We start from the raw sequence: 23707 nt of genomic DNA on the forward strand, positions 1-23707 counted from the left end.
TAAGCCGTAAACGGTAGGTTCTCCTCGTGCACGCCTTCGATGTGCTCGGCGACCCGGTGCGCCGGAGGATCCTGGAACTTCTCGCGGACGGCGAGGCGACCTCGGGCATGGTGACCGAGGTCGTCGTCGCCGAGTTCGGGATCTCCCAGCCCGCCGTGTCCCAGCACCTCAAGGTGTTGCGCGAGAACGGATTCGCGACGGTGCGCCCGGAGGGGACGCGGCGGCTCTACTCGGTCGGTACCGAGCCGCTGCGGGAGATCGACGAATGGCTGCGGCCGTTCCGGCGGTTCTGGGCGCCCCGGTTGGACGCGCTCGGCACCGAGCTGGCGCGCGGAAAACGGGACCGACGGAAACAGCAGGAGAACCCATGATCGACGTCGACCACCAGATCAACGCCGTACGACGGCAACTGGGCACCCGGGTATTGGAAGCGGGTCAGGCCCGCGTACAGACCATCAGCCAGTCCTACCCCGCCGCGCTCGAGGATGTGTGGGACGCGTGCACCAACCCCGACCGGCTGCCGCGCTGGTTCCTCCCGGTCTCCGGAGAACTGCGCCTGGGCGGGACATACCAGATCGAGGGCAACGCGGGCGGCACCATCGAAAGCTGCGATCCGCCCGAGAGTTTCGGCGCGACCTGGGAGTTCGGCGGGCAGCTCAGCTGGATCGAGGTGCGGCTGCACGCCGAGTCCGCGGAGCACACCCGGCTCGAGCTCGACCATATCGCGCACATCGAGGACGGCCCGAACGAGTTCTGGGAGCAGTTCGGCCCTGGAGCCACCGGGGTCGGCTGGGACTCCGCGCTGCTCGGGCTGGTGCTGCACCTGTCCACCGGAGAGGCTGTGGACCCCATGGCCGTCGAGGCGTGGCTGGGCTCCGCGGACGGCACGCGGTTCATCAGCGAATGCGCCAAGGCCTGGGCGGAGACGGACATCGCCGAAGGAACCGAGCCGGAGACCGCCCAGGCCCGCGCCGAGCGCACCGCGGCGTTCTTCACGCCCCAGCCCGAACAGCCCCAGCCCGAATAGCCCCGGGTCGAACAGCCCGGCCCGATCAGGCCGGTTCGATCACCAGCTGCCGCCGCTGCGCCCTGCGCTCTCCCCAGTCGTAGAGCGCCTGCAGCGCGGGGGCGAGTTCCTCGGCTTCCTCGGTGAGCCGGTAGCTCATCGTGGTCACCGCGCCCTCGCGCCCGGCGGTGCGGACGACCAGCCCATTGCGTTCGAGCTCGCGCAGCCGCTCGGTGAGCATCTTCTCCGTGATTCCCGGTACCTGCCTGCGTAGTTCGCCGTAACGGCAAGCTCCCTGTTTGAGCCTGGCGAGGATCACGACCGCCCATTTGCCGCCGATGGCGTCCACCGCGACCTCCACCGGGCAGTGGTAACGCGCGCGTTCTCTACCCACGCACCAAAAGGTACGTACTTGTTCGGTTTCCGCCAAGGTGTTTGGCTGCTTTCATGGTCACCGAATACATTCGTTATCGCATCGCGTCCGGGGCCGAGATCGCGTTCGAGGAGGCCTACCGGCGTGCCTCGGTACCGCTTTCGAGCGCCCCGGAATGTGTGGACTACGAACTTTCCCGCTGCGCAGAGGAGACCTGCTGCTACATTCTGCGCATCACCTGGACCTCGAAAGAGGACCACCTCGGTTCGTTTCGGCGAAGCACGGCATTTCGTTCTTTCTTCGCCGAGATCCGGGACTATGTGGACGCGATCGAGGAAATGCGGCACTACGTGCCGACCGGCATTTCGGGGCGGGGCAACGCGATCCCCTCACTGTTCGACTGGACAGGCGGAACGGATGCGCTGACCAGGCTGTGCGAGGTGTTCTATGCCCGGGTCGGCACGGACGAACTGCTCGCCCCGGTCTTCGCGGACATGCCCGCCGAGCATCCACGGTTCGTGGCTCTCTGGCTGGCCGAGGTGTTCGGCGGGCCGGACCGGTATTCCACCGAGCGCGGCGGGCACCCGGGCATGCTCGGCAAACACCTCGGAAAAGCGATCACCGAGGCGCAGCGGCGGCGCTGGGTGAACCTGCTCGTGGACGCGGCGGACGAGACCGGCCTGCCCGCGGATCCCGAGTTCCGTGCCGCGTTCCTCGGTTACCTGGAGTGGGGAACGCGGATGGCCGTGCTGTTCTCCCGGCCGGGCGCGGAACCGGACATGGAGGAACCGATGCCGCTGTGGGGCTGGGGCGAGCGCACCCCGTGGCTGCCCGCTACCGGCGCACCCGCTCCTGCTCCCACACCGGCCCGTCCGATTCGGTGACCGTGCCGTCCGCGCCGAACACCAGGAACCGGTCGAAGGAACGGGCGAACCAGCGGTCATGAGTGACCGCGAGCACGGTGCCCTCGAACCGCTCCAGACCGTCCTGGAGTGCTTGCGCGGAAACGAGATCGAGGTTGTCGGTCGGTTCGTCGAGCAGTAACAGGTTCGCCCCGGCCAGTTCCAGGAGCAGGATCTGGAACCTCGCCTGCTGGCCACCGGAGAGCGTGTCGAACTCGTTGCCCGCGACCGCGGCGAGCTCGTAGCGGGCCAGCGCCCTGCTCGCCGCCTCGCGCGGGACCCCGTCCCGATGCTCGTCCCCGTGGCCGAGGATGTGCAGCAGGGTCCGGCCGAGGAACTCGCCGTGCTCGTGGGTCTGGGCGAACCAGCCGGGCCGCACCCGGGCGCCGAGCCTGGCCAGGCCGGTGTGCGCGCCCCCGGCGATCTCCACCCCGCTGACCGGGCGGTGCTCAGGTTCCGGATCGGTGCCGCCGCGCGCGAGCAGGCGCAGGAAATGCGATTTCCCGGAACCGTTCGAACCGAGCACCGCCACCCGTTCCCCGTAGAACACTTGCGCGTCGAAGGGCCACATCAGGCCGGTGAGTTCGAGCGCGGAGCAGACAACGGCACGTTTCCCGGTCCGCCCACCGCGCAGCCGCATGTGCACCCGCTGCTCCCGCGGCACCGCCTGTGGCGGGCCCGCCTCCTCGAACTTCCGCAGCCGGGTCTGCGCGGCCTGATAGCGCCCGGCCATCGTGTCGTTGTAGGTCGCCTTGTTCTTGAGCATGGTGACCAGTTCCTTGAGCTTCGCGTGCTCCTCGTCCCAGCGCCTGCGCAGTTCCTCGAACCGTTCGAAGCGGTCCGCGCGGGCCTGTTCGTAGTCGGCGAATCCGCCACCGTGCACCCAAGCGGTATTCCCGCCGGCGCCGAGTTCCAAGGTCACGATCCGGGAGGCCACGCGCGCCAGCAGTTCCCGGTCGTGCGAGACGAACAGCACCGTCTTCGGGGACTCCAGCAGCCGCTGTTCGAGCCACCGCTTCGCAGGGACATCCAGGTAGTTGTCCGGCTCGTCGAGCAGCAGCACCTCGTCCGGACCGGCGAGCAGTGCCTCGAGCACGAGCCGCTTCTGCTCCCCGCCGGAGAGGGTGCGCACCGGGCGGAACCTGGCCCGCTCGAAACCGATCGACAGCGCCGCCTCGCACACCTTGTCCCAGTCCACCTCCGCCTGGTAACCGCCCGCGTCGGTGTAGTCCGCGATCGCCTGGGCATAGCGCAGCTGGGTGGCCTCGTCCTCGTCCTCCATCATGGCCAGCTCGGCGGATTCCAGGTCCGCGGCCGCCGTGCGCAGCGCGGGAGGGGCCAGGGAGAGCAGCAGCTCGCGCACCGTGGTCTCGTCCCGGATCCGGCCGACGAACTGGCGCATCACGCCGAGCCCGCCGACCCATTGCACCGCACCGGAATGCGGTTTCAGCTCACCGGTGACGATGCGCAGCAGCGTGGTCTTGCCCGCCCCATTCGCCCCGATCAGCGCGACCTTGGCACCCTCGCCGACCCGGAAACCCACCCCGTCGAGCAGGGTTCGCCCATCGGGCAGGGTGTAGCCGATCTGCTGCACATCCACGTATCCCATCGCCGCGCATGCTAACCGGGTGCGCGGTGCGGGCGAACCGATTTTCACTCGGCCCGGATCTGTCGGTGGGTACTTCTACCATCGGCACATGACGGAACCGAACCTCACCGAGCAACTCTCCTGGCACTGGGACAACCAGCTGCGGCCGCGCCTGGACGGCCTCACCGACGCGGAGTACCTGTGGGAGCCGGTGCCCGGCTCCTGGAACATCCGGCCGCGCGCCGAAGTGGAGCATCCCAACGGCAGCGGCGAGTTCAGCGTGGACTTCACCTTCCCGCAACCCGAACCGCCGCCGGTGACCACCATCGCCTGGCGGCTGGCGCACCTCATCGTCGGCGTGTTCGGCATGCGGGTGGCCGACCATTTCGGCGGACCGCCGATGGACTATGCGAGCCACGCCTATCCGGGCACGGCGGCCGGGGCGCTCGACCAGGTCGACGCCACCTACGCGAGGTGGATCGCGGGTGTGCGCGGGCTCGACGAGGCGGCGCTGTGGCAGCCGTGCGGCGAAGAGGGGCACGCGGACTTCCCGATGATCGCCCTGGTGCTGCACATCCACCGGGAGGTCATCCACCACGGCGCCGAGGTCTCGCTGTTGCGGGATCTGTATCGCGCGCGGAGCGGCGCATGACCCGCGCGCCCGACCGGCTCGCGGCGACCGCGTGGAGCACCGGCGGGCCACTGCGGGACGGGCTCGAACGGCGCGGGCTTCCCGTTCCGGACGCGGCCTACCTGAAGCGGGCCTTCGCACCACGGGACTGGGAGGACCTGGCCGCCGCGATCGCGGAGCTGCGCGCGCATTTCGCGCGGGCACGGTTCGCGGAGCAGGCGGGATTCGGGGCGCTGCTGGTGCCCGATCCGGCGAAGCTGGACACCCGGGCCGCGGTCGAACCGGAACTGCGGTCCGGGCAGACCGGGATCACCGGGCCGGACTTCGTGGACGCGCAGCTGCCCGCGGGCCGGCTGGTCACCGAACCGGGCCGGGACTGGTCGCTGTTCGCCACGGTGCTCGGTCCGGCCGGTCCGCACTTCGGCAGCGACGAGACGATCCGCGCAGCAGATCCAGCGCGGTTCACGGTGCGCGAGACCGACACCCGCGCGCTGATGGTGCGCCAGCTCTGGGGCGCGCGGGTGTTGCAGAGCGGGTCCTCGCTTCCGGACTGCGAGATCGGCGGTGCCTGGACGTTCAGCCTGTTTCCCGGGGAGGACCGGGTCGCGGGCAAGGCGGTCTCGGGCACCATCCTGCACGGCAAGGTGCGGTTCCGGCTCGGCCGCGCGGACCGCGGGATCGCGGTGGCCAGGGCCTGCCCGGCGCTACGGATCGGCTGAACCGGGCAGCGTCGTGCGCACCCGGTGGATCAGCGCCTTCGCCGCCGGGCTCAGCGGGCCGTTCGCGCGCCAGGCGAACACCAGCCTGGCACGCATCGCCGGCCTGCCGAGCGGGACGGCGCGCGCCCGCTCACCATAGGCGGTGGCGAACCGCCTCGGCAGGACCGCGATCCCGAGCCCGCGTTCGGCGAGCTCCACGGCGAACCACGGATCACTGCACTCGAACGCGATCCTCGGCCACATCCCGGCCGCGGCACAGCCCTCGTCGAACACCGCGCGCACCCCGGAACCGCGGACCAAACTGATCACCTCCCGGTCCACGATCCCGCGCAGCGTCAGGCTCTTGCGGTTCGCGAACGGGTCCCCGGGCCCGAGAACGGCGACCACGGGTTCGTCTGCGAGCGGGTGCACCCGAACCCCCACCGGATCGGTGGCCCCGAGCCCGAACACCGCCCCGTCCAGCGTGCCGGAGCGCAGCGCGCCGATCAGTTCCACCGAACTCGCCTCGGACAGGGTGATGTCCACATCCGGATGTGTTTGATGGAAATCCGCGAGCACGGCGGGAAACCCGTGTGCCGCGGTGCTGACCATGCCGATGGTCACGCTGCCCCGGACCAGTCCGGTGAGCTCCTCGACCGCGACCCGGCCCTGATCCACCGAGGCGAGCGCGGCCCGCGCGTGCGGGAGGAACGCGGAGCCGAGCGCGGTCAGCCGCACCCTGCGGGCCGAGCGATCGAACAGCGGACCGCCGAGTTCCCGTTCGAGCTGGCGGATCTGGGCGCTCACCCCGGGCTGTGCGACGTGCACCCGCTCGGCGGCCCGGGTGAACGAGCCCTCCTCGAGGACCGCGAGGAAATAATGCAGGTGGCGCAGTTCCATAACTGGCAATTCTAGGTCGCAGACGATCCAGCTGTTGGACTTTTAGCCGCGCCCGCGCCGAGCATGGCGGTATGACATGGAACATTCTCATCGCGGGCGCGGGAATCGGCGGGCTGGCCGCGGCACTCGCCTTGCACGACAAGGGATTCGGGGTCGAGGTATTGGAGAGCGCCCGGGAGATCCGCCCGCTCGGCGTCGGGCTGAACATCCAGCCGGCGGCCGTGGCCGCGCTCGGCTCACTCGGAATCGGGGAATCCCTTGCGGCGAGCGGGATCCCGACCGCCGAGCACGTCTACTTCGATCACCTCGGCGAGCGGTTGTTCACCGAACCGCGCGGACTGGCCGCGGGACACGAATGGCCGCAGTACTCGGTGCATCGCGGGGAACTGCAGTCGCTGCTGCTCGAACAGGTGCGCGAGCGGATCGGCCCGCGGGCGGTGCGCACCGGGGCCCAGCTGCTGGATGTGTGCCAGAACGGCGAATCGGTGCACGCGAGGGTGCTCGACCGGGCCGGCGGCGAATACGTGGGGCACACCGGCCGGGCGCTCATCGGGGCGGACGGGGCGCATTCGGTGGTACGCGAGCTGCTGCACCCCGGCAAGGCGCCGCTGCGGTGGAACGGCGCGCACTTCTGGCGCGGGATCACCGAACTCGATTCCTTCGGGACGGGCCGCTCCTTTCACCATGTCAGCGATGCGCGCGGGACCCGTGTGGTCGCGTACCCGATCTCGGCGAAGGCGGCCGAATCCGGGCGGGCACTGGTGAACTGGGTGGTCGAGGCGGCCGTCGCGGAACCGGGGACGCCCATCGAACGGAACTGGAAACGGGCCGGGCGACTACCGGATCTGCTCGGTCACCTCGACGGATGGGAGCTGGACCGGCTCGGCCTGCGCGAACTGTTCACCGGCGGCGGACCGATCCTGGAGTACCCGATGGTCGACCGGGACCCGCTGCCGAACTGGGGCGCGGGCCGGGTGAGCCTGCTCGGAGACGCCGCGCACCTGATGTACCCGGTCGGGGCGAACGGGGCGAGCCAGGCCATCCTGGACGCCCGCGCGCTCGCCGACGCGCTCGACGGCACCGAGCCGATGACCGGACTGCGCGAGTACGAACGGCTGCGGCTGGCGCGGACACGGGCGGTCGTGCTCGCCAACCGGAAGATGGACGCCGCGGAGAAGGCGAGCGCGGGCAGCGCGGACTACGGCGAACAGCTCGCCGCGATCACCGCGGACTACCGGCGCGCGACCACTACCGGCGCTGCGGGATGACCAGCCAGAGCCCGAGGTAGAGCAGGAACTGCGGGCCGGGAAGCAGGCAGGACAGCAGGAACACCAGGCGGACCGTTCCCGCGCTCCAGCCGTAACGCTCGGCAAGCCCGCCGCAGACGCCGCCGAGCACCCGGTCGGTGCGCGAGCGGGTCAGCCTCGAGGTCCGGTAGGTGGGGTTCGGATAATTCGGATAAGTCGTCATGTCTTCACGATGCCCGGCCGCGCGCCACCGCGCCTCGGTGACCGCCCTGAGTCCACCCCCGAAGTTCCACCCTGATCTCCACCCTCGGGAGGTCCGAATCCACCCGGTCCCGGACGTACCTTTCCGGGCATGGAAAGCTACCTGAATTTCATGCTCATCCGGTTCGGCATCCTGGCCGCCGGGGTCGCCGTACTGGTCATCATCGGCTTCGCCATCGCCCTCTACCTCAAGCGCAAGGGGAAGCTCGGCCATGCGCGCCGGTACGTGGAGCCGATGGCCCGCACCGTGATCGACCGGGCCGGTGAACGCAGCACGCGGACCGGGCGCGGCGCCTGGAAGGGCACCGCCGCCCGCAAGGTCGTCAACTACCTCGACAAGAACGACAAGCGATGATCGCGGGTGCGGTACTCGCCGAGGACGGCGGGGACATCATGGCGCACCTGTTCCAGGACTACCTGATCAAGGCCGGGATCGTGATCGGGCTCGCCGTCCTGGTCCTGATCGCCATGGTGATCATCTGGAAAAAGGTCAGCAGCAGGAAGTAGGTTCGGTGCATGGGCGAACGACTCGTGCACGCATTCGGTGAAGACGCGCTCGGCGAGCTGGACGGGACCGCGATCGCCGAACTGATCAGGGCAGGCGAACTCACCTCGGAGGACGCGGCGCGCCAGGCCGCCGAGCGGGCCCGGCGGGTGGACCCCACGCTGCACGCGATCGCCGAGGCCGACTACGGGCACGTCGCCGAGCCGAAACCGGGACCACTGCGCGGGGTGCCGAGCTTCATCAAGGACAACACGCCGGTCCCCGGGCTGCCGACGAGGCACGGTTCCGCCGCGGTCCCCCGGGCGGCCTCCCCCGGCTACGGGACCTTCGCCAAGCAGTTCATCAGCACCGGCATGACCGTGCTCGGCAAGACGCGGCTGCCCGAGTTCGGCCTGAACGCGACCACGGAGTTCGTGGACGAGGAACCCACCCGCAACCCGTGGAACACCGGCTACTCCTCGGGAGGTTCCTCCGGAGGGGCCGCCGCCCTCGTCGCTTCCGGGGTGGTACCGATCGCGCACGGCAACGACGGCGGCGGCTCCATCCGCATCCCGGCCGCGTGCTGCGGGCTCGTCGGATTGAAACCGAGCCGCGGCCGCACGGTCGCGAGCGAGCTGGCGAAGATGCCGATCAACCTGGTCGTGGACGGGGTGCTGACCAGGACGGTGCGGGACTCGGCGGCTTTCCTGGCCGCGGCCGAGGGGTACCGGCGGGCCCCGAAGCTGCCGCCGCTTGGTCACATCCGCGAATCGCGCGGGCGCAAACTCCGCATCGGACTGGTGCTCGATCCGGTCGTGGACACCGCGATCTGCCCGCAGACCAGGGCCGCGGTCGAGGCGACGGCCGCGCGGCTGGAGAAACTCGGCCACACCGTGGAACCGATGCGGCTGCCGTTCGGGGACCCGTTCGTCACCGACTTCCTCACCTACTGGGGCATGCTCGCTTTCCTGCTCAGCGGTCTCGGCAAGCGCAGCTTCGGCAAGGAGTTCGATCCGGCACGGCTCACCCCGCTCACCACCGGGCTGCGCCGGATCTACCAGCGCAGCGCGCACCGAACCCCGGGCACTCTCTACCGGCTGGCGCGGGCGAAATCCGCCTATGCGGCAATGTTCCGCACCCACCACCTCGTGCTCTCCCCCGTGCTCGGCCACGTCACCCCGGAACTCGGCCATCTGCGCCCCGATGTGCCGGTCGACGAACTCATCGAACGGCTGAAGCGCTATGTCGCGTTCACCCCGCTCGCGAACGTCACCGGCGCACCCGCCCTGTCCCTGCCCGCGGGCCTCGCCGGGGAAGGGGTCCCGATCGGGGTGCAGTTCAGCGCGGCCGACGGCGATGAACGCAGCCTGCTGGAGATCGGCTACGAACTCGAGGACGCGATGCCCTGGAACACCATCGCCGAACAGGCCCGCCGTGTTTAGATAGGAACGACCCATCGGCGGGTGAGGAGGAATCCGTGCCGATCTACGACTACCGGTGCCCCTCCTGTGGGATCACCGAGCACAGCTATCCGATGCGCGAGGCGCCCCCGGCCCTCGACTGCGCCTGCGGGCTCCCGGCCCGCAAACTCGTCACCGCCGCCCGGCTCGGCAAGGGTTCCTCGACCGCGATGCGGCTGCTCGACCAGACCCAGAGCACCGCGAGCGAGCCCGCCGTGGTCCGCTCCCCGCCGCCCGCGGCACCGAACCGTCCGGTGAGCCGGAATCCCCTGCACGCCACGTTGCCCCGTCCCGGAAAGTAGGTGCGCGATGCCCGACGTGATCTTCCCCCTCGACTCCACCAAAGCGTTCACCGAGCAGGAGATCCTCGGCCACAACCGCTGGCACCCGGACATTCCCGCCGCGGTCCGGGTCAAGCCGGGCGACACCTTCCGGGTGCACTGCCGTGAGTGGTTCGACGGCGCGATCCACAACGACGATTCGGCCGAGGACATCCGGGACGCTCCGCTGAACTCGGTGCACACGCTCTCCGGTCCGATCGGCGTCGACGGAGCCAAACCCGGTGACCTGCTCATCGTGGACATCCTCGACCTCGGCCCGATCCCGCAGGAGGACTCCGGCCCGCTCGCCGGGCAGGGCTGGGGGTACACCGGGATCTTCGCCGCGCGCAACGGCGGCAGCTTCCTGACCGAGCAGTTCCCGGACGCGTACAAGGCGGTCTGGGACTTCACCGGGCACACCGCGACCTCACGGCACGTCCCGCACGTCTCCTTCACCGGTATCACCCACCCCGGGCTGATGGGCACCGCGCCGAGCAGGGAACTGCTGAGCGCGTGGAACACCAGGGAGGCGGCGCTCATCGCGACCGATCCGGACCGGGTCCCGCCCCTGGCCCTGCCACCCGAGCCCGCCGACGCGGTCCTCGGCGGAGTCGCGAGTACCGAGCGCGATCGGGTGGCGAGCGAGGCCGCGCGCACCGCACCGCCCCGGGAGAACGGCGGGAACCAGGACATCAAGAACCTCACCCGTGGTTCGCGGGTGTTCTACCCGGTCTTCGTGGACGGGGCGAACCTCTCCGTCGGCGATCTGCACTTCTCCCAGGGCGATGGGGAGATCACCTTCTGCGGGGCGATCGAGATGGGCGGCTTCATCGATCTGCACGTGGACATCATTCCCGGCGGCATGCAGACCTACGGGGTCAGTGAGAACGCGATCTTCATGCCGGGCAACGTCGAACCGCAGTACTCCGAATGGCTCGCCTTCTCCGGCACCTCGGTCACCCTCGACGGCGAACAGCGCTACCTCGACTCGCACCTGGCCTACCAGCGGGCCTGCCTGCACGCGATCGACTACCTGACCACCTTCGGCTATACCCCGGAACAGGCCTATCTGCTGCTCGGCGCCGCGCCGATCGAGGGCCGCCACTCCGGGGTCGTGGACATCCCGAACGCCTGCTCGACGGTGTACCTGCCGACCGCGATCTTCGATTTCCCGGTCACTCCCGGCAAGGACGGCCCGGCCCGGATCGACCCCGGTGTCGGCGCCCCGCGCGCGGCGTTCTGAGGAACGCTAAACCTGTTGCCAGATGGCGGCGGAGCGGCAGGCACCGAGCCCATCGGCGCGGGCCACGATCCGGCCACCGTTGACCCGCACCGCGACCTCTGTTCCGTCGCTGACCGCGGGCACCCCGACCGCCGCCGCGAGCGTGCCCCATTCATCGTGCACCACCCGGACCGCGGGCAGGGCGCGGTCCGGGAAGGCGATCCGCAGGTAGCCGCACAGCTGGGCGAGCACGAGCCGGGCGAGCGGGGCGAGCTCCTTGGGTTCCCCGGTCACGAGCACCGCGGTCACCTCGGCACCCTCCGGCGCGGCGCGCACCGCGTCCTCGATCCCGTTGAGCCGGTGCAGGCCGAGCACCGCGAGCACCCCGTTCCCGCCCAGCCGCACGGTCTCGGCTCGCACCGCGTCGGCGATCTCGGTGACCGGCCACGGCTCGTCCACTGGCTGCGCCTTCGGCATGATCGGCGCAGGGGTCCAGGTGTCCCCGAGGTCCAGTCCGGCGAGCTCTTCGCAGGCGCGCACGGTGTTGAACGGCTCGAGGAATCCGGGCGCCGCGGCGGCCAGCTGGCTCGCCCCGTGCAGCATCGTCAGGATGTTCTCCGCCTGGCGCACCATCCGCCCGGTAGCGCCACCGCGTTCGAGGGCCAGCCCGAGCAGGATCGCGTTCAGCTTCATCAGCTGCGCGAACGGGCGCCGGGTCTGCTCGGTCACCAGCACCTCGGAGAGCAGTTCCACATCCAGGCGGGCCTCGCCCTGCTCCACGTTCGCCAGCAGCAGCTTGCTGACCCAGGCCCTGGCGAGCAGCCCGATCGAGTCCCGCGCACCCTCCCCCGGTCCGCCGATGTCCTGACCCGCCCCGCGTTCGGCCTCCTCCGCGAGCACCCCGAAATACAGCGCCCGCTTACCGGGGAAGTTGGAGTAGACCGCGCCCCTGGTCAGCCCGGCGCGCTCAGCGATGTGGTCGATCTTGGCCTCCCGGTAACCCCGCTCCACCAGGATTTCCCGGGCCGCGGCGAGCACCTTCGCCCGATTGCGTTCCTGTAGCTCCACCCGTGTCAACGCAGCCATCGCGTCACGATAACGCACTACTGTAGATGATATGATCATCTGAAGTTAACATCTGAACCGAAGGGAGCCTCCATGGCCACCGCACCGGAGCTCGACCCGACGACCCCGGCGGCGCTCGAGGACCCGTTCGCCTTCTACGCCGAGGCACGCGAACAAGCCCCGCTGATCCGCCTTGCACTCCCCGGTCTCGGCGCTATCTGGACCCTGACCAGGCACGCCGATGCGCGGGCCATGCTCGGCGACCCGCGCTTCGCGATCACCCCGGGCAGCTTTCAGACCCCACCGGGCGTTCCCGAGGAATATGTCGGTTACCTGCACACCATGTCGGAGCTGGACGGACCGGAGCACCTCCGGCTGCGCAGGCTGCTCACCCCGGCCTTCGCGCCGCGCCGGATCGCCGGATTCCGTGCCGAGATCGCCGGGATCGTGGACGGCCTGCTCGACGCCCTGCCCGTGGACGAGCCGGTCGACCTGCTCGAACGGTTCACCAAGCCGCTGCCGATGGAGGTGATCTGCGCGATCGCCGGGATCCGGGAACCCGAGCGGCCACGCTGGCACGAGTTCGGCGCGACGATCGTGTCCGGCGCAGGCTCGGCGTTCGGGGCGGCGGTCCCGGAGTTCGTCGAGGCAGCCAAAGCGGAGGTGGCGGCGCGCAGGCGGGAACCGGGAACGGACCTGGTCTCCGATCTCGTGCGCACCGCGACCGAGGACGGCGACCGGCTCACCGATACCGAGGTCGTCACGCTGATCTGGCACCTGCTGCTCGCCGGCCAGACCCCGGTGAACCTCATCGCCAACGCGGTCGAGGCGCTGCTGCACCATCCGGACCAGCTCGCCGCGCTGCGGGCCGACCATGGACTGATCCCCTCGGCGGTCGAGGAGTTCCTGCGCTGATGTGGGCCGAATCTGCTCGCGATCCCCCGCTATGCCGGTGCGGACGTCGAGCTGCACGGCCACACCGTCCGCAAGGGGGAACCGGTCATCGCCGCGCTCGGTTCGGCCAACCGGGATCCGCGGGTGTTCACCGAACCGGACCGGCTGGACATCACCAGGAGTACGACCGGGCACCTCGGCTTCGGACACGGCCCGCACTTCTGCCTCGGCGCCTCGATCGCCAGGGCACAGGCCGAGATCGCGCTCGGTGCCCTTCTGAAGCGGTACCCGGAGCTCGCGTTCGCCGCCGAGCCGAAACGCAACTGCGATGGCGGCACCTGGCGGCTCGCCGCGCTCCCGGTGCGCCTGACCGGATAGCGGTACTACTACAAACATAGTAGTGTCGCGTCATGAGCAGGAACGCGACGATCATCGGCGCGGGTATCGCCGGTCTTGCCGCGGCGATTCACCTGCGAACGCACGGCTGGCGGGTGGAGGTGCACGAGCGGGACCCGGTGCTTTCGGTCAACGGCACCGCGCTCACCCTGTGGCCCGGCGCGATGGCGGCGCTTGACACCCTCGGGCTCGGCGAGCGCGCGCGGGAGCTCGGGCTGACCGCGGTCCGGGGCGAATACCTGCGCGCGAACGGCAGCCGGATCACCCCGGTCGATCTCGCGGCCATCGAGCGCAAGACCGGTGAACCGCTGCGGTTCGTGTCCCGCCCCGCACTGCTCGGCCTGCTCACCGAGGCACTGCCGCCGGATGTGCTGCACCTCGGCTCGCCGGTGTCCGCGGGGGAACTGCCCGCCGCCGAGGTGCTCATCGGGGCGGACGGGCTGCGCAGCACCGTGCGGGCCGTACTGTTCGGTGCGCGATTCCGGGCCCGCTACACGGGTTCCACCGTCTGGCGCGGCAGCGCGAACCGGGCGGCCACGGCCATGACCGAGACCTGGAGCGAGGGCTGCCTGTTCGGCACCACTCCCCAGGACGGCGGGCGCACCAACTGGTACGCGAGCGCACCGGCGCTGGAGACCGATCGCTGCCCGGACGGGGAACCCGCGGCCCTGCGCGCCCGGTTCGGCGGCTGGCACTCCGGAATCCGTGCGGTGCTGGACGATCTCGACGAACACTCCGTGCTCCGGCACGGGCTCTACACCCTCGATCCGCCGCTGCCCGGTTATGTGCGCGGGAACGCCGTGCTGCTCGGGGACGCCGCGCACGCGATGAGCCCGACACTGGGCCGGGGCGGGTGCGAGGCCCTGATCGACGGCGTGGTGCTCGCCCGGGAACTAGTCGAGCGCGCCCGGATCGCCGACGCGCTCACCGCCTATGACGCGCGGCGGCGCAGACCGACCCAGCGCCTCGCCCGCGCGGCCGGGCTGGTCGCCAGGATGGCCGAGGTGCGCAGGCACACCGCGCCGCGGGACACCGCACTCAGACTGGCCATGCGGCTGAGTCCGGCCGGTTAGCCGCCCGCCTGCCGGATGGCGAGGTCGAGCAGACCGGGGAACCGCTGCTCCAGATCGGCCCGCCGCAGGCTCCTCGCCCCTTTCTCGCCTTCGCGGTGTGCGGGCTGTTCCTCAGTCACGTGCCCGCCTACCTCGGCTCACTGTCCGGCAGCGCCGGGCCGGGCCGTTCTCCGCTTGCTACGTGCTGGTGCACCTCGGTGTCGGCCTGCTCGGCGCGATGTCCAGCTCCTCCTGCTGATCGGGCTCCCCGGGAGCAGGACCGCCACGGCGCGGAGCACCGGTCAGGCGGGACCACCATCCGGACCGGTCTCGGCGAGTGGCCGGTCCGGATCCAGCTGCACGCCGACCGTGCGCAGGGTGTCGTCGATCATCCGCCATACCAGCCCGTTGAGCAGGCCCGCCAGCTCCTCGCGGCTCAGTTCTCCGGGGTTCGTCAGCCAGCGCGCGGTGCTCGATTCGACGAGCCCGACCACGCCGAAAGCCACCGGCTCGGCCACCTTGGTCTCGGCGCCGAAGCGGGGCAGGTAGTACTCGAACAGGGCGGCCAGCTGCCCGGCGATCGCGGTCTTGGCGTCGGTGATCGCATCGGTGCCGTCCGGTCGCGCGGACAGCGAGTGCATGCTCAGGTAGCGGTACAGCGGCTCGTGTTCGACCAGCCAGCCGATGTGCGCTTCGATCGCGGACCGGATCATCGCGGCCGGGCTGCTGCGCGGGCTCAGCGCCGGTGCGAGCTCGGTGTTCAGCATCTCGATCGCGCGCCGGACCACCTCGGCGGCGAGATCCGCGGCATCCGCGAAGTACTTGTACAACCGGGTGCGCCCGACCCCGGCCTCTTCGGCGATCCGTTCGACCGAGACATCCGGGCCGTGTTCGGCGATCGCGCGCACCGCGGCCTCCACGAACTCGGCACGGCGCCGTTCCCGCTGACCGGCCCAGCGCGCGGCACGGCCGTCGACCTGGTCACGGGCACGATCGGAAGAAACGGTCACCCCTGAGAGTGTACGGCTGTTCTTCACAGGCAGTTATGGGGTACAGTTTGTCCCTGTTACCGAAAGTCCGGGGTAAATGGAGGTTCGGACAATGACCGGTGCGACACGGACCACGGCACACAGCGCGGCGGATGACGACGTCTCGCGCCGGCTGCTCGAATCCTCGGCGACGCTGTCCTACGACCCGATGACCGAGATCGACTGGGAGGCCCCGCTTCCCGAGGACGGCTACGGGCTCAATCCCGAGTGGAGCACGCTGTACGGCACTCCGCTCTGGGACGAGATGACCGAGGCGCAGCGGGTCACGCTCACCAGGCACGAGGTGTGCTCGATCATGAGCACCGGCATCTGGTTCGAGATGATCCTGCAGCAGATGATCCTGCGCGATCAGTACGTGCACAACCCGGCGAACGCAGAGTTCCAGTTCGCATTGACCGAGATCGCCGACGAGTGCCGCCACTCGATCATGTTCGCCCGCACCTGCGCGAAGCTCGACGTTCCCGCCTACTTCCCGCGCAAGGACGTCGTGGAGGCCGCGCGGGTCTTCAAGTCCGTCGCGGGCGGGGAGGTCGCCTATGGCGGCACCCTGGTCGCCGAGGAAGTACTGGACGTGATGCAGCGGGACTGGATGCGCGGGGAGAACGTGCTGGACATCGTGCGCACCAGCTCGAAGATCCACGTGGTCGAGGAATCCCGGCACATGAAGTTCGCCCGCCAGGAGATCCGCGAGCACATGGAGGGAATCAGCCCGCTGCGCCGCCGGGCCAGCGCAGCCCTGATCGCGCTCGGTGCCTCGGTGATCGTGCGCAGCCTCGTCAACTACGGCGTGTACCGCGCCGCGGGCCTGGACACCCGGCGCGCGGTCGAGGCCGCGGCGAACAATCCGCACCGCCGCTCGATGATGCGTACCGCCTGCGCGGGATTGATGGAGTTCCTGGACGAGGCGGGACTGCTCACCCGTCCCGCGGTGGCCATCTATCGCCGCGTGCACATGATCTGACGCGGTCATGGCCTACGCGATCACGCAGACCTGCTGCAACGACGCCTCCTGCGTTTCGGTGTGCCCGGTCAACTGCATCCATCCCACCCCGGACGAGCCGGATTTCGGCACCACCGAGATGCTCTACATCGACCCGGCGACCTGCATCGACTGCGGCGCTTGCGCGGACGCCTGCCCGGTGGACGCGGTGCGCCCCGCCGATCTGCTCTCCGGTCCCGAGCGGGTGTACTCCGAGCTCAACCGCGCGCATTTCGCGGACGAATCACCGGGAACGGTGTGGGGCGCGCCCCGGTTCCCGCGTTCGCTGCCCTCGGCGGCCTCGGCTCCCCGGGTGGCGGTGGTGGGCACCGGTCCCGCGGCCGGGTACACCGTGCAGTCGCTGCTGCGTTCCACGGACGCCGAGATCACCGTGCTGGACCGTGCTCCGCTCGCGGGCGGGCTCGTCCGGTTCGGGGTGGCCCCGGATCATCCCGCCACCAAACGGATCGGGGACACCTTCGCCGGCGCGCTCCGGCATCCCCGGGTACGGGTACGGCTCGGCGTCGAGATCGGCGGGAACCTCAGCCATGCCGAACTGGCCGCGCACCATCACGCGGTGATCTACGCGGTGGGCGCCGAGGCGAGCAAAGACCTCGGCATTCCCGGTGAATCGCTTCCCGGCAGCCTGGCCGCGACCACGGTGGTGCGCTGGTACAACGGCTCCCCCGAGGTCCCGGAGGACGCGGTGGACCTGGCCGGCGAGCGCGCGGTGATCGTGGGCAACGGCAATGTGGCACTGGACATCGCGCGGATCCTGCTCAGCGACCCCGACGAGCTCTCCGACACCCCGATCGCGGGGCGCGCACTGGCCGCGCTGCGGGCGAGCAAGGTCCGCGAGGTCGTGCTGCTCGGGCGGCGCGGACCGGAGCACGCCGCCTACACCCGTTCGGAATTCCTCGCCATGCGCGAACTTCGCGGCGTCACGGTGCACGTCGACGAGCGCGGCGGCGAATCCACGGCGGCGGATCCGGATTCGAAGGCCGCACTGCTGCGTGGGCTGCCGAGCGGTCCGGTCGATCTGGGTTTCCCGCCCCCCGAAGGCAAGCGGCTGCTGCTGCGCTTCGGTTCCGCACCGAGCGCGGTGCTCGGCGAACACGGGGTCCGTGCGGTCCGGGTGGACGGGGAGGATGTTCCGGCAGGCCTGTTCATCCGGTCCATCGGATGCCGCGGGGTGCCCGTTCCCGGGGTCCCCTTCGACGCGGCCAGCGGGGTCATCCCGAACGAGCGCGGCCGGGTGGACGCGCCGGGGACCTACGTGGTCGGCTGGGCCAAACGCGGGGCACACGGCGGGATCGGGGCCAACCGTGGCTGCGCGGCCGAGACGGTGGACACCCTGATCGACGACATCGTGGCCGGGCGGCTCGCCGAACCCGCACGCGGGCCCAAGGACTTCGAGCGGCTGCTGCGCGGTCGCTAGAACCGCGGCGGTCCGGCCTGCACCCGCCGCAGTACCGGATCCAGCCGGATGATGTCCGCGTCGATGGGGCGCCGTTCGTCCCACCAGTTCGCGCCCGCCTCGGCGAGCGGCCCGACCAGTTCGGCCGCGGCCCCCGGGTCCGCCGGAGAGACCCCGCCGACCACGATGTCGAACGGCCCGGAAGCGGTCCGAGCGTGCGCGAACGCGGTGAGTTCGCGAACCTGTTCCGGCGCGGGGGCGGTCCCGTGGTCGGCGCCGGGAAAGAACGGGATCATCCCGTCCCAGCGCAGCGCGCGGCGCATCGGGCCGCGGCGGGGCCAGTTCCCGGCGATCCACACCGGTACCCGCGGCCGCTGCACCGGCGGCGGCAACAGGGCGACATCCCGCGCGGTGTAGTGCTTTCCTTCATGGTCGACCGGCTCGCCCGTCCAGTACCGGCCGAGTAGTCCGAGCCCCTCGTCCAGTCGTTCGGCGAGCAGCACCGGATCGGTCGGTTCGCCGAAACTGCCGTACTCGTCCTCGATCGGCGCGCCGAGCCCCGCGCCGAAAACCACGCGCCCCTCGCTCATGTTGTCCAAAGTGGACACCTGCCTGGCCAGCTGCTGCGGGCGGCGCCGCGCGACGGGCGTGACCATGGCACCGAGCCGGACGCGGTTCGTGGCCTGCGCTATGGCGCCCAGCAGCAGCCAGGGATCCGCGATCGGGTAACCGAGCCGTTTGTCGAACAGCACATGGTCCCAGACGAACACCGCGTCCCAGCCCGCTTCCTCGGCGGCCACCGCCACCTGGGTCACCGCGCGCGCGTCGGCGAAGTCCCCGAAGTTCGGAATATTGATCGAGTACCGCATGTCCGGATCCTCCCGTTCGACCTGCCGACCGAGACTAGATCAACCGTGCTTCGTTCGGAAACTCATATTCGCGCCGATTCCGAAGTCGCTTGACTTCTCTGGAACGATGTTCCATCAATCGAAGGAGCCCATCATGCACACCCCTGTCACGATCATCGGAGCCGGACTCGGCGGCCTCACCCTCGCCCGCGTCCTGCACGTACACGGAATCCCGGTCACGGTGTACGAGGCCGAGTCCTCCCCGACGGCCCGCACACAGGGCGGGCTGCTCGATATTCACGAACACAACGGCCAGCCCGCGCTGCACGCTGCCGGGCTGACCGAGCAGTTCCACGAGCTCGTCCTCGAAGGCCACCAGCAGTACCGAGTGCTCGACCGGGACGGCACGGTGCTGCTCGACATCCCCGACGACGGCACCGGGGACCGCCCCGAGGCGCCGCGCGGTGCGCTGCGCCGGATGCTGCTCGATTCGCTCCCGAAGGGCACTGTGCGGTGGGGCCACAAGGTGGCGGGCGTGCGTTCCCTCGGCGAGAACCGCCACGAGGTGACCTTCGCCGAGGGCGGCACCGTGATCACGAGCCTGCTGGTCGGCGCGGACGGAGCCTGGTCGCGAGTCCGCCCGCTGCTCTCCCCCGCGGCACCCGAGTACATCGGCATGTCGTTCATCGAGACCTACCTGTTCGAGAGCGACACCCGGCATCCGGCCAGCGCCAAGGCGGTCGGCGGCGGTTCACTCTGGTCGCTCGCTCCGGGGAAGGGAATCCAGGCTCACCGGGAAACCGGCGGAACCTTGCACAGCTATGTGGCGCTGAGCCACTCGCAGGACTGGTTCGCCGGAATCGACTTCACCGACTCCGGCGCGGCCGCCGCGCGCCTCGCACAGGAGTTCGACGGCTGGGCACCCGAGCTCACCGCATTGATCACCGAGGCCGACGAGGGACCGATCCTGCGCCCGCTGAACACACTTCCGGCCGGGCATTCCTGGGACCGCGTGCCGGGCGTGACCCTGATCGGCGATGCCGCCCATCTCGCACCGCCGAACGGCGAGGGCGCCAACCTGGCCATGCAGGACGGTGCCGAACTCGGCGAGGCCATCGCCGCCGCACACCCGGACGAGCTCGAAACCGCGCTCGGCGAGTTCGAACGGGCCATGTTCCCGCGCGGTGCCGCGGAGGCCGCCGAGGGAGTTCGGCTCTACGAGTTCATGTTCGGCCCGCAAGCCCCGCACAGCCTCGTCGCCGCGTTCGCCGGAGACCAGTAGCCGGTGCTGCTAGCTTGCCGGTGGACACCACGACAGGAGGCAGCGCCATGGAGGAGCTCGGATTCGAGCGCGATCTGGTGCGGGCACTGGTGGCCGAACAGCATCCGGATCTCGCCGGGCTCGAACTCCGCGAGGTGGCCGGTGGCTGGGACAACCAGCAGTGGCGCCTCGGTGCGGATCTGGCCGTGCGGCTGCCGCGTACCGAACGAGCCCCGTACCTGCTGCGCATCGAACAGCGGTGGCTGCCCGAACTCGCGCGGCACCTGCCGCTGCCGACACCGGCTCCGGTGCGCGTCGGCGAACCCTCGGACCTGTTCGAGCACACCTGGACGATCACCCGCTGGGTCGATGGCGAACCCGCGGACCGCATGCCGATCACCCGCCCCGGCGCGGCGGACACGCTGGCGGAGTTCCTGAAGGCACTACACCGGGAAGCGCCCGCGCAGGCCCCGGTCAATCCCACGCGCAGCGGGCCGATGGTCGCGCTCCAGGACGGGTTCGAGAGTGCCCTGGAACTGCTCGCCGGCGAAACAGCGGGCGAAACGGCCCGCGAGGTCTGGGCGAGGGCCGTCGCCGCACCGGTATGGGACCGCGCACCGGTTTGGCTGCACAACGATCTGCATCCGGCGAACGTGATCGTGCGCGACGGGACGCTCGCCGGAGTGATCGACTTCGGTGATGTGGGTGCGGGCGATCCCGCCGTCGATCTGGCGGCCGCCTGGGTTCTGCTGCCCGCCGGCACGGCGGGCCGGTTCTTCGCGGCCTATCCGGACGCCGACGAAGCCACCCGCACTCGGGCCCGCGGGTGGGCCGTGCTGCGCGCCCTGCTGCTGATCCGCATCGGAATCAACGGCAGGCACGGGCTTCCCGGAGGCAAACCGAGCTGGGAACCGGCGGGCCGGGCCGCACTCGAACGCGCGCTGACCGGGAACCGACCCCGCCGAGGAGCGAACCGACCATGACCACGAAGACCGCGCTGATCACCGGGACCAGCCGCCCGGCCGGGCTCGGCTACGCGGTGTCCCGCCGGCTCGCCGGGCTCGGCCACCACGTCATTCTCACCGCGCGCGAACTCGCCCGCGCCGAATCGCTGGCCGAGCGGTTGCGCCAGGACGGGTACGCGGCGACCGCCCTGCGCCTGGACCTGACCGAGCGGGCAAGCATGGACGAGACCGCCGGATATCTCACCGAGACTTTCGGACGGCTGGACGTGTTGATCAACAACGCCAGCGATGTGCCGGACTTCCGGACCATGTCCGCACTCGAGGCCGATATGGACGCGGTGCGCTCCGCGATGGAGGTCGACGTGCTCGGCCCGTGGGCGCTGGTCCAGTCGATGCTGTCGCTGTTGAAAGCCGCGCCCGCGGCCCGGATCGTGAACGTCTCCAGCCTTTCCGCCCAGCAGATCGCCACCGGGCTCGATCTCGGCGCGAGCCTGCGCTCCCCCGCCCATTCGATGGGCAAGTACATGCTCGACGTGTTGACCACGGTGCTCGCCAGGGCCCTCGCGGACACCCCGATCCTGGTCAACGCCGTCGATCCGGGCGAAACCGCCACCCATCCCGAACGCGGCGACGACGACAACGACCGCCCGGCCGCGGAGAGCGCACGCGGCATCCTCTGGGCGGCCACCCTCGGCGCGGACGGCCCCACCGGCGGCCTCTTCCGGGATGGGGAACCGGTGCGCTGACCCTCATCGCGGGAAGGCGGCGCCGGTGAGTTCCTCGGAGATCCGCCACATCCGCTCGGCGTCCTCCGTGCTGCGCAGCCGGGAGTACAGGGCCTGTTCGGCGGGTGCTCCGGAGTAGTGCCGGAAACCACCGGGACCGTAGAGCCGGCCGCCCGCCTCCGGTGCGGTGGCGGCCAGCAGCGCCGGAAGCAGCGCGGTCTCGACCGTCCCGAACAGAATGCCGCGGCGGGACAGTGCGCGGATGCCCCGGGCGAGCGGGGTGGCCCGGGCTCGGCCGACCTCGGGACGCGCGGCGAGCAGATTGGTGGCCGCGACACCGGGATGGGCGAGGTTGCTGGTGATCCCCCAGCCTCCGGCGCGGCTTCGCCGATCCAGTTCGAGCCCGAACAGGCCGAACGCGATCTTCGACTGACTGTAGGCGCGCTGACCGCGGTAGGACCGTTCCCAGTTCAGGTCGTCCCAGTTGATGGCGTGCTGGTTCGCGGCGACACTGATCTGCGAGGTCACCCGCGCCCGTCCGGCGCGCAGCAGCGGAAGCAGCCCGGCGACGAGGGCGAAGTGGCCCAGGTGGTTGCTGCCGAATTGCAGCTCGAACCCCTCGGCGGTGATGCGCCGCCGAGGCGGGGTCATCACACCGGCGTTGTTGACGAGGATATGGATCGGACGGTTCTCGCCGCGCAGCGTGGCACCCAGCGCGGTGACCGAGTCCAGTGAGGACAGGTCGAGTTCGCGCAGGGACAGCACCGCCTCCGGATGCCGCTGCCGGATCCTCGCCACCGCAGCCTCCCCCTTGGCCGCGTTGCGGACGGGAAGGACGACCTCGGCACCGGCGGCGGCGAGCCTCTCCGTCAGGCCCAGTCCGATGCCGTCGCTGGCCCCGGTGACCACGGCGAGGTTCCCGGAAAGGTCTCCGAGGGTGATGCCCGGTCGGCTGCGCGCCATGTGCTGCTCCTTGGTTCGCTGGACGGTAGTTGTGCATTCAGGTTGCGCCCCATCCGCGGCCGCAGCCACGGCCTGTCGATCCCAGGCAAGCCACGGAATCGCCAGGCACACTGGGCAGCACCGGAACGAGGGAGGAGCCAACCGTGCTCGATCGAGCGGGACTCGCCGGATTCCTGCGCCGCCGCCGCGAGTCGCTGCAGCCCGAGGATGTCGGCCTGCCGCGCGGGCAACGGCGGCGGACCACCGGACTGCGGCGCGAAGAAGTCGCGGCACTGTGCCACCTCTCCGCCGACTACTACAGCCGGCTCGAACGGGAGCGCGGCCCGCACCCGTCCGAGCAGATGATCGCCTCGCTCGCGCAGGGGCTGCACCTTTCCCTCGACGAACGCGATCACCTGTTCCGCCTCGCCGGGCACAATCCGCCCACGCGCGGCACGATCAGCGAACACATCGGTCCCGGCCTGCTGCGCATCTTCGACCGGCTCACCGACACCCCCGCCGAGATCGTCACCGAGCTCGGCGAAACGCTCCGCCAGACCCCGCTCGGCATCGCGCTCACCGGGGACGCAGGCGGATACACCGGCCCGGCCCGCAGCATCGGCTACCGGTGGTTCACCGATCCCGCGGTCCGGACCCGGTACCACCCCGAGGACCACGTGCTGCACTCCCGCGTGTTCGTCTCAGGACTGCGCAAGCTGGTCACCCTCCGCGGCCCAGGATCCCGGGCCACTCATCTCCGGGACCTGTTGCTCGCGGGGAACGAGGAATTCCGCGGTTTCTGGAACGAACACGAGATCGGTGTGCACTACGACGGCGTCAAACGCTATGTGCACCCCGAGGTCGGCGCATTGGAGGTCACCTGCCAGACCCTCCTGGATCCCGGCCAGTCGCACATGCTACTCGTGTACACCGCCGTCCCGGGCAGCGAAAGCCACGAGAAGCTACGGCTGCTCTCGGTCCTCGGACCGCAGCAGCTCATGCCGGAGAACACCTGAGCCGGG

At 70.4% G+C, this 23707-nt stretch carries 29 protein-coding genes; 20 read left to right on the forward strand and 9 right to left on the reverse strand.

The annotated features are described in order from the left end of the window. Positions 1-26 precede the first annotated feature (26 nt). Positions 27-371, forward strand: a complete 345-nt coding sequence (locus A37U_RS0102010; RefSeq protein ID WP_020494934.1) for an ArsR/SmtB family transcription factor — start codon at positions 27-29, stop codon at positions 369-371. Continuing rightward, positions 368-1027 (forward strand): SRPBCC family protein, encoded by a 660-nt coding sequence (locus tag A37U_RS0102015; protein ID WP_020494935.1) that lies wholly within the window; start codon positions 368-370, stop codon positions 1025-1027. Before A37U_RS0102010 ends, A37U_RS0102015 begins: the two co-directional genes overlap by 4 nt. Positions 1028-1052: 25 nt before the next feature. On the opposite strand, the gene A37U_RS0102020 is transcribed toward A37U_RS0102015, so the two are convergent. After that, positions 1053-1400, reverse strand: a complete 348-nt coding sequence (locus A37U_RS0102020; protein ID WP_040586416.1) for a winged helix-turn-helix transcriptional regulator — start codon at positions 1398-1400, stop codon at positions 1053-1055. Positions 1401-1453: 53 nt separating this feature from the next. Here A37U_RS0102020 and A37U_RS41975 point away from each other — a divergent pair, with 53 nt between their 5' ends. Next, the gene (locus A37U_RS41975; protein WP_020494937.1) at positions 1454-2263 is read left to right on the forward strand and encodes a globin domain-containing protein; all 810 of its coding nucleotides are present in this window, start codon (positions 1454-1456) and stop codon (positions 2261-2263) included. Here A37U_RS41975 and A37U_RS0102030 read toward each other — a convergent pair. Further along, on the reverse strand, positions 2214-3890 hold the full coding sequence (locus A37U_RS0102030; RefSeq protein ID WP_020494938.1) for an ABC-F family ATP-binding cassette domain-containing protein: 1677 nt from the start codon (positions 3888-3890) through the stop codon (positions 2214-2216). The two genes, A37U_RS41975 and A37U_RS0102030, sit on opposite strands and share 50 nt — an antisense overlap. An 88-nt stretch (positions 3891-3978) precedes the next feature. Here A37U_RS0102030 and A37U_RS0102035 point away from each other — a divergent pair, with 88 nt between their 5' ends. Both A37U_RS0102035 and A37U_RS0102040 read left to right on the forward strand, forming a co-directional pair. Further along, positions 3979-4521, forward strand: coding sequence for a DinB family protein (locus tag A37U_RS0102035; RefSeq protein WP_020494939.1), 543 nt, complete (start codon positions 3979-3981; stop codon positions 4519-4521). Beyond that, positions 4518-5219: a hypothetical protein gene (locus A37U_RS0102040; RefSeq protein WP_020494940.1), complete on the forward strand. Its 702-nt coding sequence runs from the start codon at positions 4518-4520 to the stop codon at positions 5217-5219. Before A37U_RS0102035 ends, A37U_RS0102040 begins: the two co-directional genes overlap by 4 nt. Here A37U_RS0102040 and A37U_RS0102045 read toward each other — a convergent pair. Continuing rightward, positions 5205-6098, reverse strand: coding sequence for a LysR family transcriptional regulator (locus A37U_RS0102045; RefSeq protein WP_020494941.1), 894 nt, complete (start codon positions 6096-6098; stop codon positions 5205-5207). The genes A37U_RS0102040 and A37U_RS0102045 overlap by 15 nt on opposite strands. A gap of 71 nt (positions 6099-6169) precedes the next feature. Here A37U_RS0102045 and A37U_RS0102050 point away from each other — a divergent pair, with 71 nt between their 5' ends. Beyond that, the gene (locus A37U_RS0102050; RefSeq protein WP_020494942.1) at positions 6170-7366 is read left to right on the forward strand and encodes an FAD-dependent monooxygenase; all 1197 of its coding nucleotides are present in this window, start codon (positions 6170-6172) and stop codon (positions 7364-7366) included. On the opposite strand, the gene A37U_RS0102055 is transcribed toward A37U_RS0102050, so the two are convergent. Then, positions 7347-7568, reverse strand: coding sequence for a PspC domain-containing protein (locus A37U_RS0102055; protein WP_020494943.1), 222 nt, complete (start codon positions 7566-7568; stop codon positions 7347-7349). The two genes, A37U_RS0102050 and A37U_RS0102055, sit on opposite strands and share 20 nt — an antisense overlap. Positions 7569-7697: 129 nt before the next feature. Here A37U_RS0102055 and A37U_RS41980 point away from each other — a divergent pair, with 129 nt between their 5' ends. Genes A37U_RS41980 through fmdA form a run of 5 tightly spaced genes read left to right on the forward strand, consistent with a single transcriptional unit; the run spans position 7698 to position 11113 of the window. After that, positions 7698-7961 carry a hypothetical protein gene (locus A37U_RS41980; protein WP_020494944.1) on the forward strand — a complete coding sequence of 88 codons (264 nt, stop codon included), beginning with the start codon at positions 7698-7700 and terminating at the stop codon, positions 7959-7961. Further along, the gene (locus A37U_RS51225) at positions 7958-8113 is read left to right on the forward strand and encodes a hypothetical protein (RefSeq protein ID WP_020494945.1); all 156 of its coding nucleotides are present in this window, start codon (positions 7958-7960) and stop codon (positions 8111-8113) included. Before A37U_RS41980 ends, A37U_RS51225 begins: the two co-directional genes overlap by 4 nt. Positions 8114-8122: 9 nt before the next feature. Further along, entirely contained in the window at positions 8123-9532 is a 1410-nt protein-coding gene (locus tag A37U_RS0102070) for an amidase (RefSeq protein WP_020494946.1), read from the forward strand. 35 nt (positions 9533-9567) lie between these two features. Beyond that, positions 9568-9852, forward strand: coding sequence for an FmdB family zinc ribbon protein (locus A37U_RS0102075; protein ID WP_020494947.1), 285 nt, complete (start codon positions 9568-9570; stop codon positions 9850-9852). Positions 9853-9859: 7 nt separating this feature from the next. Further along, complete coding sequence (fmdA, locus tag A37U_RS0102080; RefSeq protein WP_020494948.1) at positions 9860-11113, forward strand: formamidase; 1254 nt, start codon at positions 9860-9862, stop codon at positions 11111-11113. A gap of 6 nt (positions 11114-11119) precedes the next feature. Here the strand turns inward: fmdA and A37U_RS0102085 are convergent, their stop codons facing one another. Then, positions 11120-12178 carry a TetR/AcrR family transcriptional regulator gene (locus tag A37U_RS0102085; protein WP_020494949.1) on the reverse strand — a complete coding sequence of 353 codons (1059 nt, stop codon included), beginning with the start codon at positions 12176-12178 and terminating at the stop codon, positions 11120-11122. Positions 12179-12250: 72 nt separating this feature from the next. Here A37U_RS0102085 and A37U_RS41985 point away from each other — a divergent pair, with 72 nt between their 5' ends. Genes A37U_RS41985 through A37U_RS0102095 form a run of 3 tightly spaced genes read left to right on the forward strand, consistent with a single transcriptional unit; the run spans position 12251 to position 14520 of the window. After that, entirely contained in the window at positions 12251-13072 is an 822-nt protein-coding gene (locus A37U_RS41985; protein ID WP_020494950.1) for a cytochrome P450 family protein, read from the forward strand. Between the two features lie 21 nt (positions 13073-13093). Continuing rightward, the gene (locus tag A37U_RS54590; protein WP_338054978.1) at positions 13094-13429 is read left to right on the forward strand and encodes a cytochrome P450; all 336 of its coding nucleotides are present in this window, start codon (positions 13094-13096) and stop codon (positions 13427-13429) included. Between the two features lie 32 nt (positions 13430-13461). Beyond that, on the forward strand, positions 13462-14520 hold the full coding sequence (locus A37U_RS0102095; RefSeq protein ID WP_020494952.1) for an FAD-dependent oxidoreductase: 1059 nt from the start codon (positions 13462-13464) through the stop codon (positions 14518-14520). Here the strand turns inward: A37U_RS0102095 and A37U_RS54330 are convergent. Next, positions 14517-14639, reverse strand: coding sequence for a hypothetical protein (locus A37U_RS54330; protein ID WP_020494953.1), 123 nt, complete (start codon positions 14637-14639; stop codon positions 14517-14519). The two genes, A37U_RS0102095 and A37U_RS54330, sit on opposite strands and share 4 nt — an antisense overlap. 162 nt (positions 14640-14801) lie before the next feature. Then, positions 14802-15509, reverse strand: a complete 708-nt coding sequence (locus A37U_RS0102105) for a TetR/AcrR family transcriptional regulator (protein WP_020494954.1) — start codon at positions 15507-15509, stop codon at positions 14802-14804. 91 nt (positions 15510-15600) lie between these two features. Here A37U_RS0102105 and A37U_RS0102110 point away from each other — a divergent pair, with 91 nt between their 5' ends. Continuing rightward, positions 15601-16509, forward strand: a complete 909-nt coding sequence (locus A37U_RS0102110) for an AurF N-oxygenase family protein (RefSeq protein ID WP_020494955.1) — start codon at positions 15601-15603, stop codon at positions 16507-16509. 7 nt (positions 16510-16516) lie between these two features. Beyond that, positions 16517-17965 (forward strand): 4Fe-4S binding protein, encoded by a 1449-nt coding sequence (locus A37U_RS0102115; RefSeq protein WP_020494956.1) that lies wholly within the window; start codon positions 16517-16519, stop codon positions 17963-17965. Here the strand turns inward: A37U_RS0102115 and A37U_RS0102120 are convergent. Next, positions 17962-18813, reverse strand: a complete 852-nt coding sequence (locus A37U_RS0102120) for an LLM class flavin-dependent oxidoreductase (protein ID WP_020494957.1) — start codon at positions 18811-18813, stop codon at positions 17962-17964. The two genes, A37U_RS0102115 and A37U_RS0102120, sit on opposite strands and share 4 nt — an antisense overlap. Positions 18814-18946: 133 nt before the next feature. Between A37U_RS0102120 and A37U_RS0102125 the strand changes: the two genes are divergently transcribed. From A37U_RS0102125 to A37U_RS0102135, 3 genes are read left to right on the forward strand one after another with little or no spacing between them, the layout of a single operon-like run. After that, positions 18947-20074 carry an FAD-dependent oxidoreductase gene (locus A37U_RS0102125; protein WP_020494958.1) on the forward strand — a complete coding sequence of 376 codons (1128 nt, stop codon included), beginning with the start codon at positions 18947-18949 and terminating at the stop codon, positions 20072-20074. Positions 20075-20121: 47 nt separating this feature from the next. Beyond that, a complete protein-coding gene (locus A37U_RS41990; RefSeq protein WP_020494959.1) occupies positions 20122-21036 on the forward strand; it encodes an aminoglycoside phosphotransferase family protein in 915 nt (304 codons plus the stop codon). Continuing rightward, positions 21033-21764, forward strand: coding sequence for an SDR family NAD(P)-dependent oxidoreductase (locus A37U_RS0102135; protein WP_020494960.1), 732 nt, complete (start codon positions 21033-21035; stop codon positions 21762-21764). Before A37U_RS41990 ends, A37U_RS0102135 begins: the two co-directional genes overlap by 4 nt. A gap of 3 nt (positions 21765-21767) precedes the next feature. On the opposite strand, the gene A37U_RS0102140 is transcribed toward A37U_RS0102135, so the two are convergent. Beyond that, positions 21768-22706, reverse strand: a complete 939-nt coding sequence (locus A37U_RS0102140) for an SDR family oxidoreductase (protein WP_020494961.1) — start codon at positions 22704-22706, stop codon at positions 21768-21770. Between the two features lie 143 nt (positions 22707-22849). Here A37U_RS0102140 and A37U_RS0102145 point away from each other — a divergent pair, with 143 nt between their 5' ends. Further along, on the forward strand, positions 22850-23701 hold the full coding sequence (locus tag A37U_RS0102145; RefSeq protein WP_020494962.1) for a helix-turn-helix transcriptional regulator: 852 nt from the start codon (positions 22850-22852) through the stop codon (positions 23699-23701). Positions 23702-23707: the final 6 nt, after the last annotated feature.

The sequence above is a fragment of the Sciscionella marina DSM 45152 genome (assembly GCF_000379465.1).
GTDB classification, from domain to species: Bacteria; Actinomycetota; Actinomycetes; order Mycobacteriales; family Pseudonocardiaceae; genus Sciscionella; species Sciscionella marina.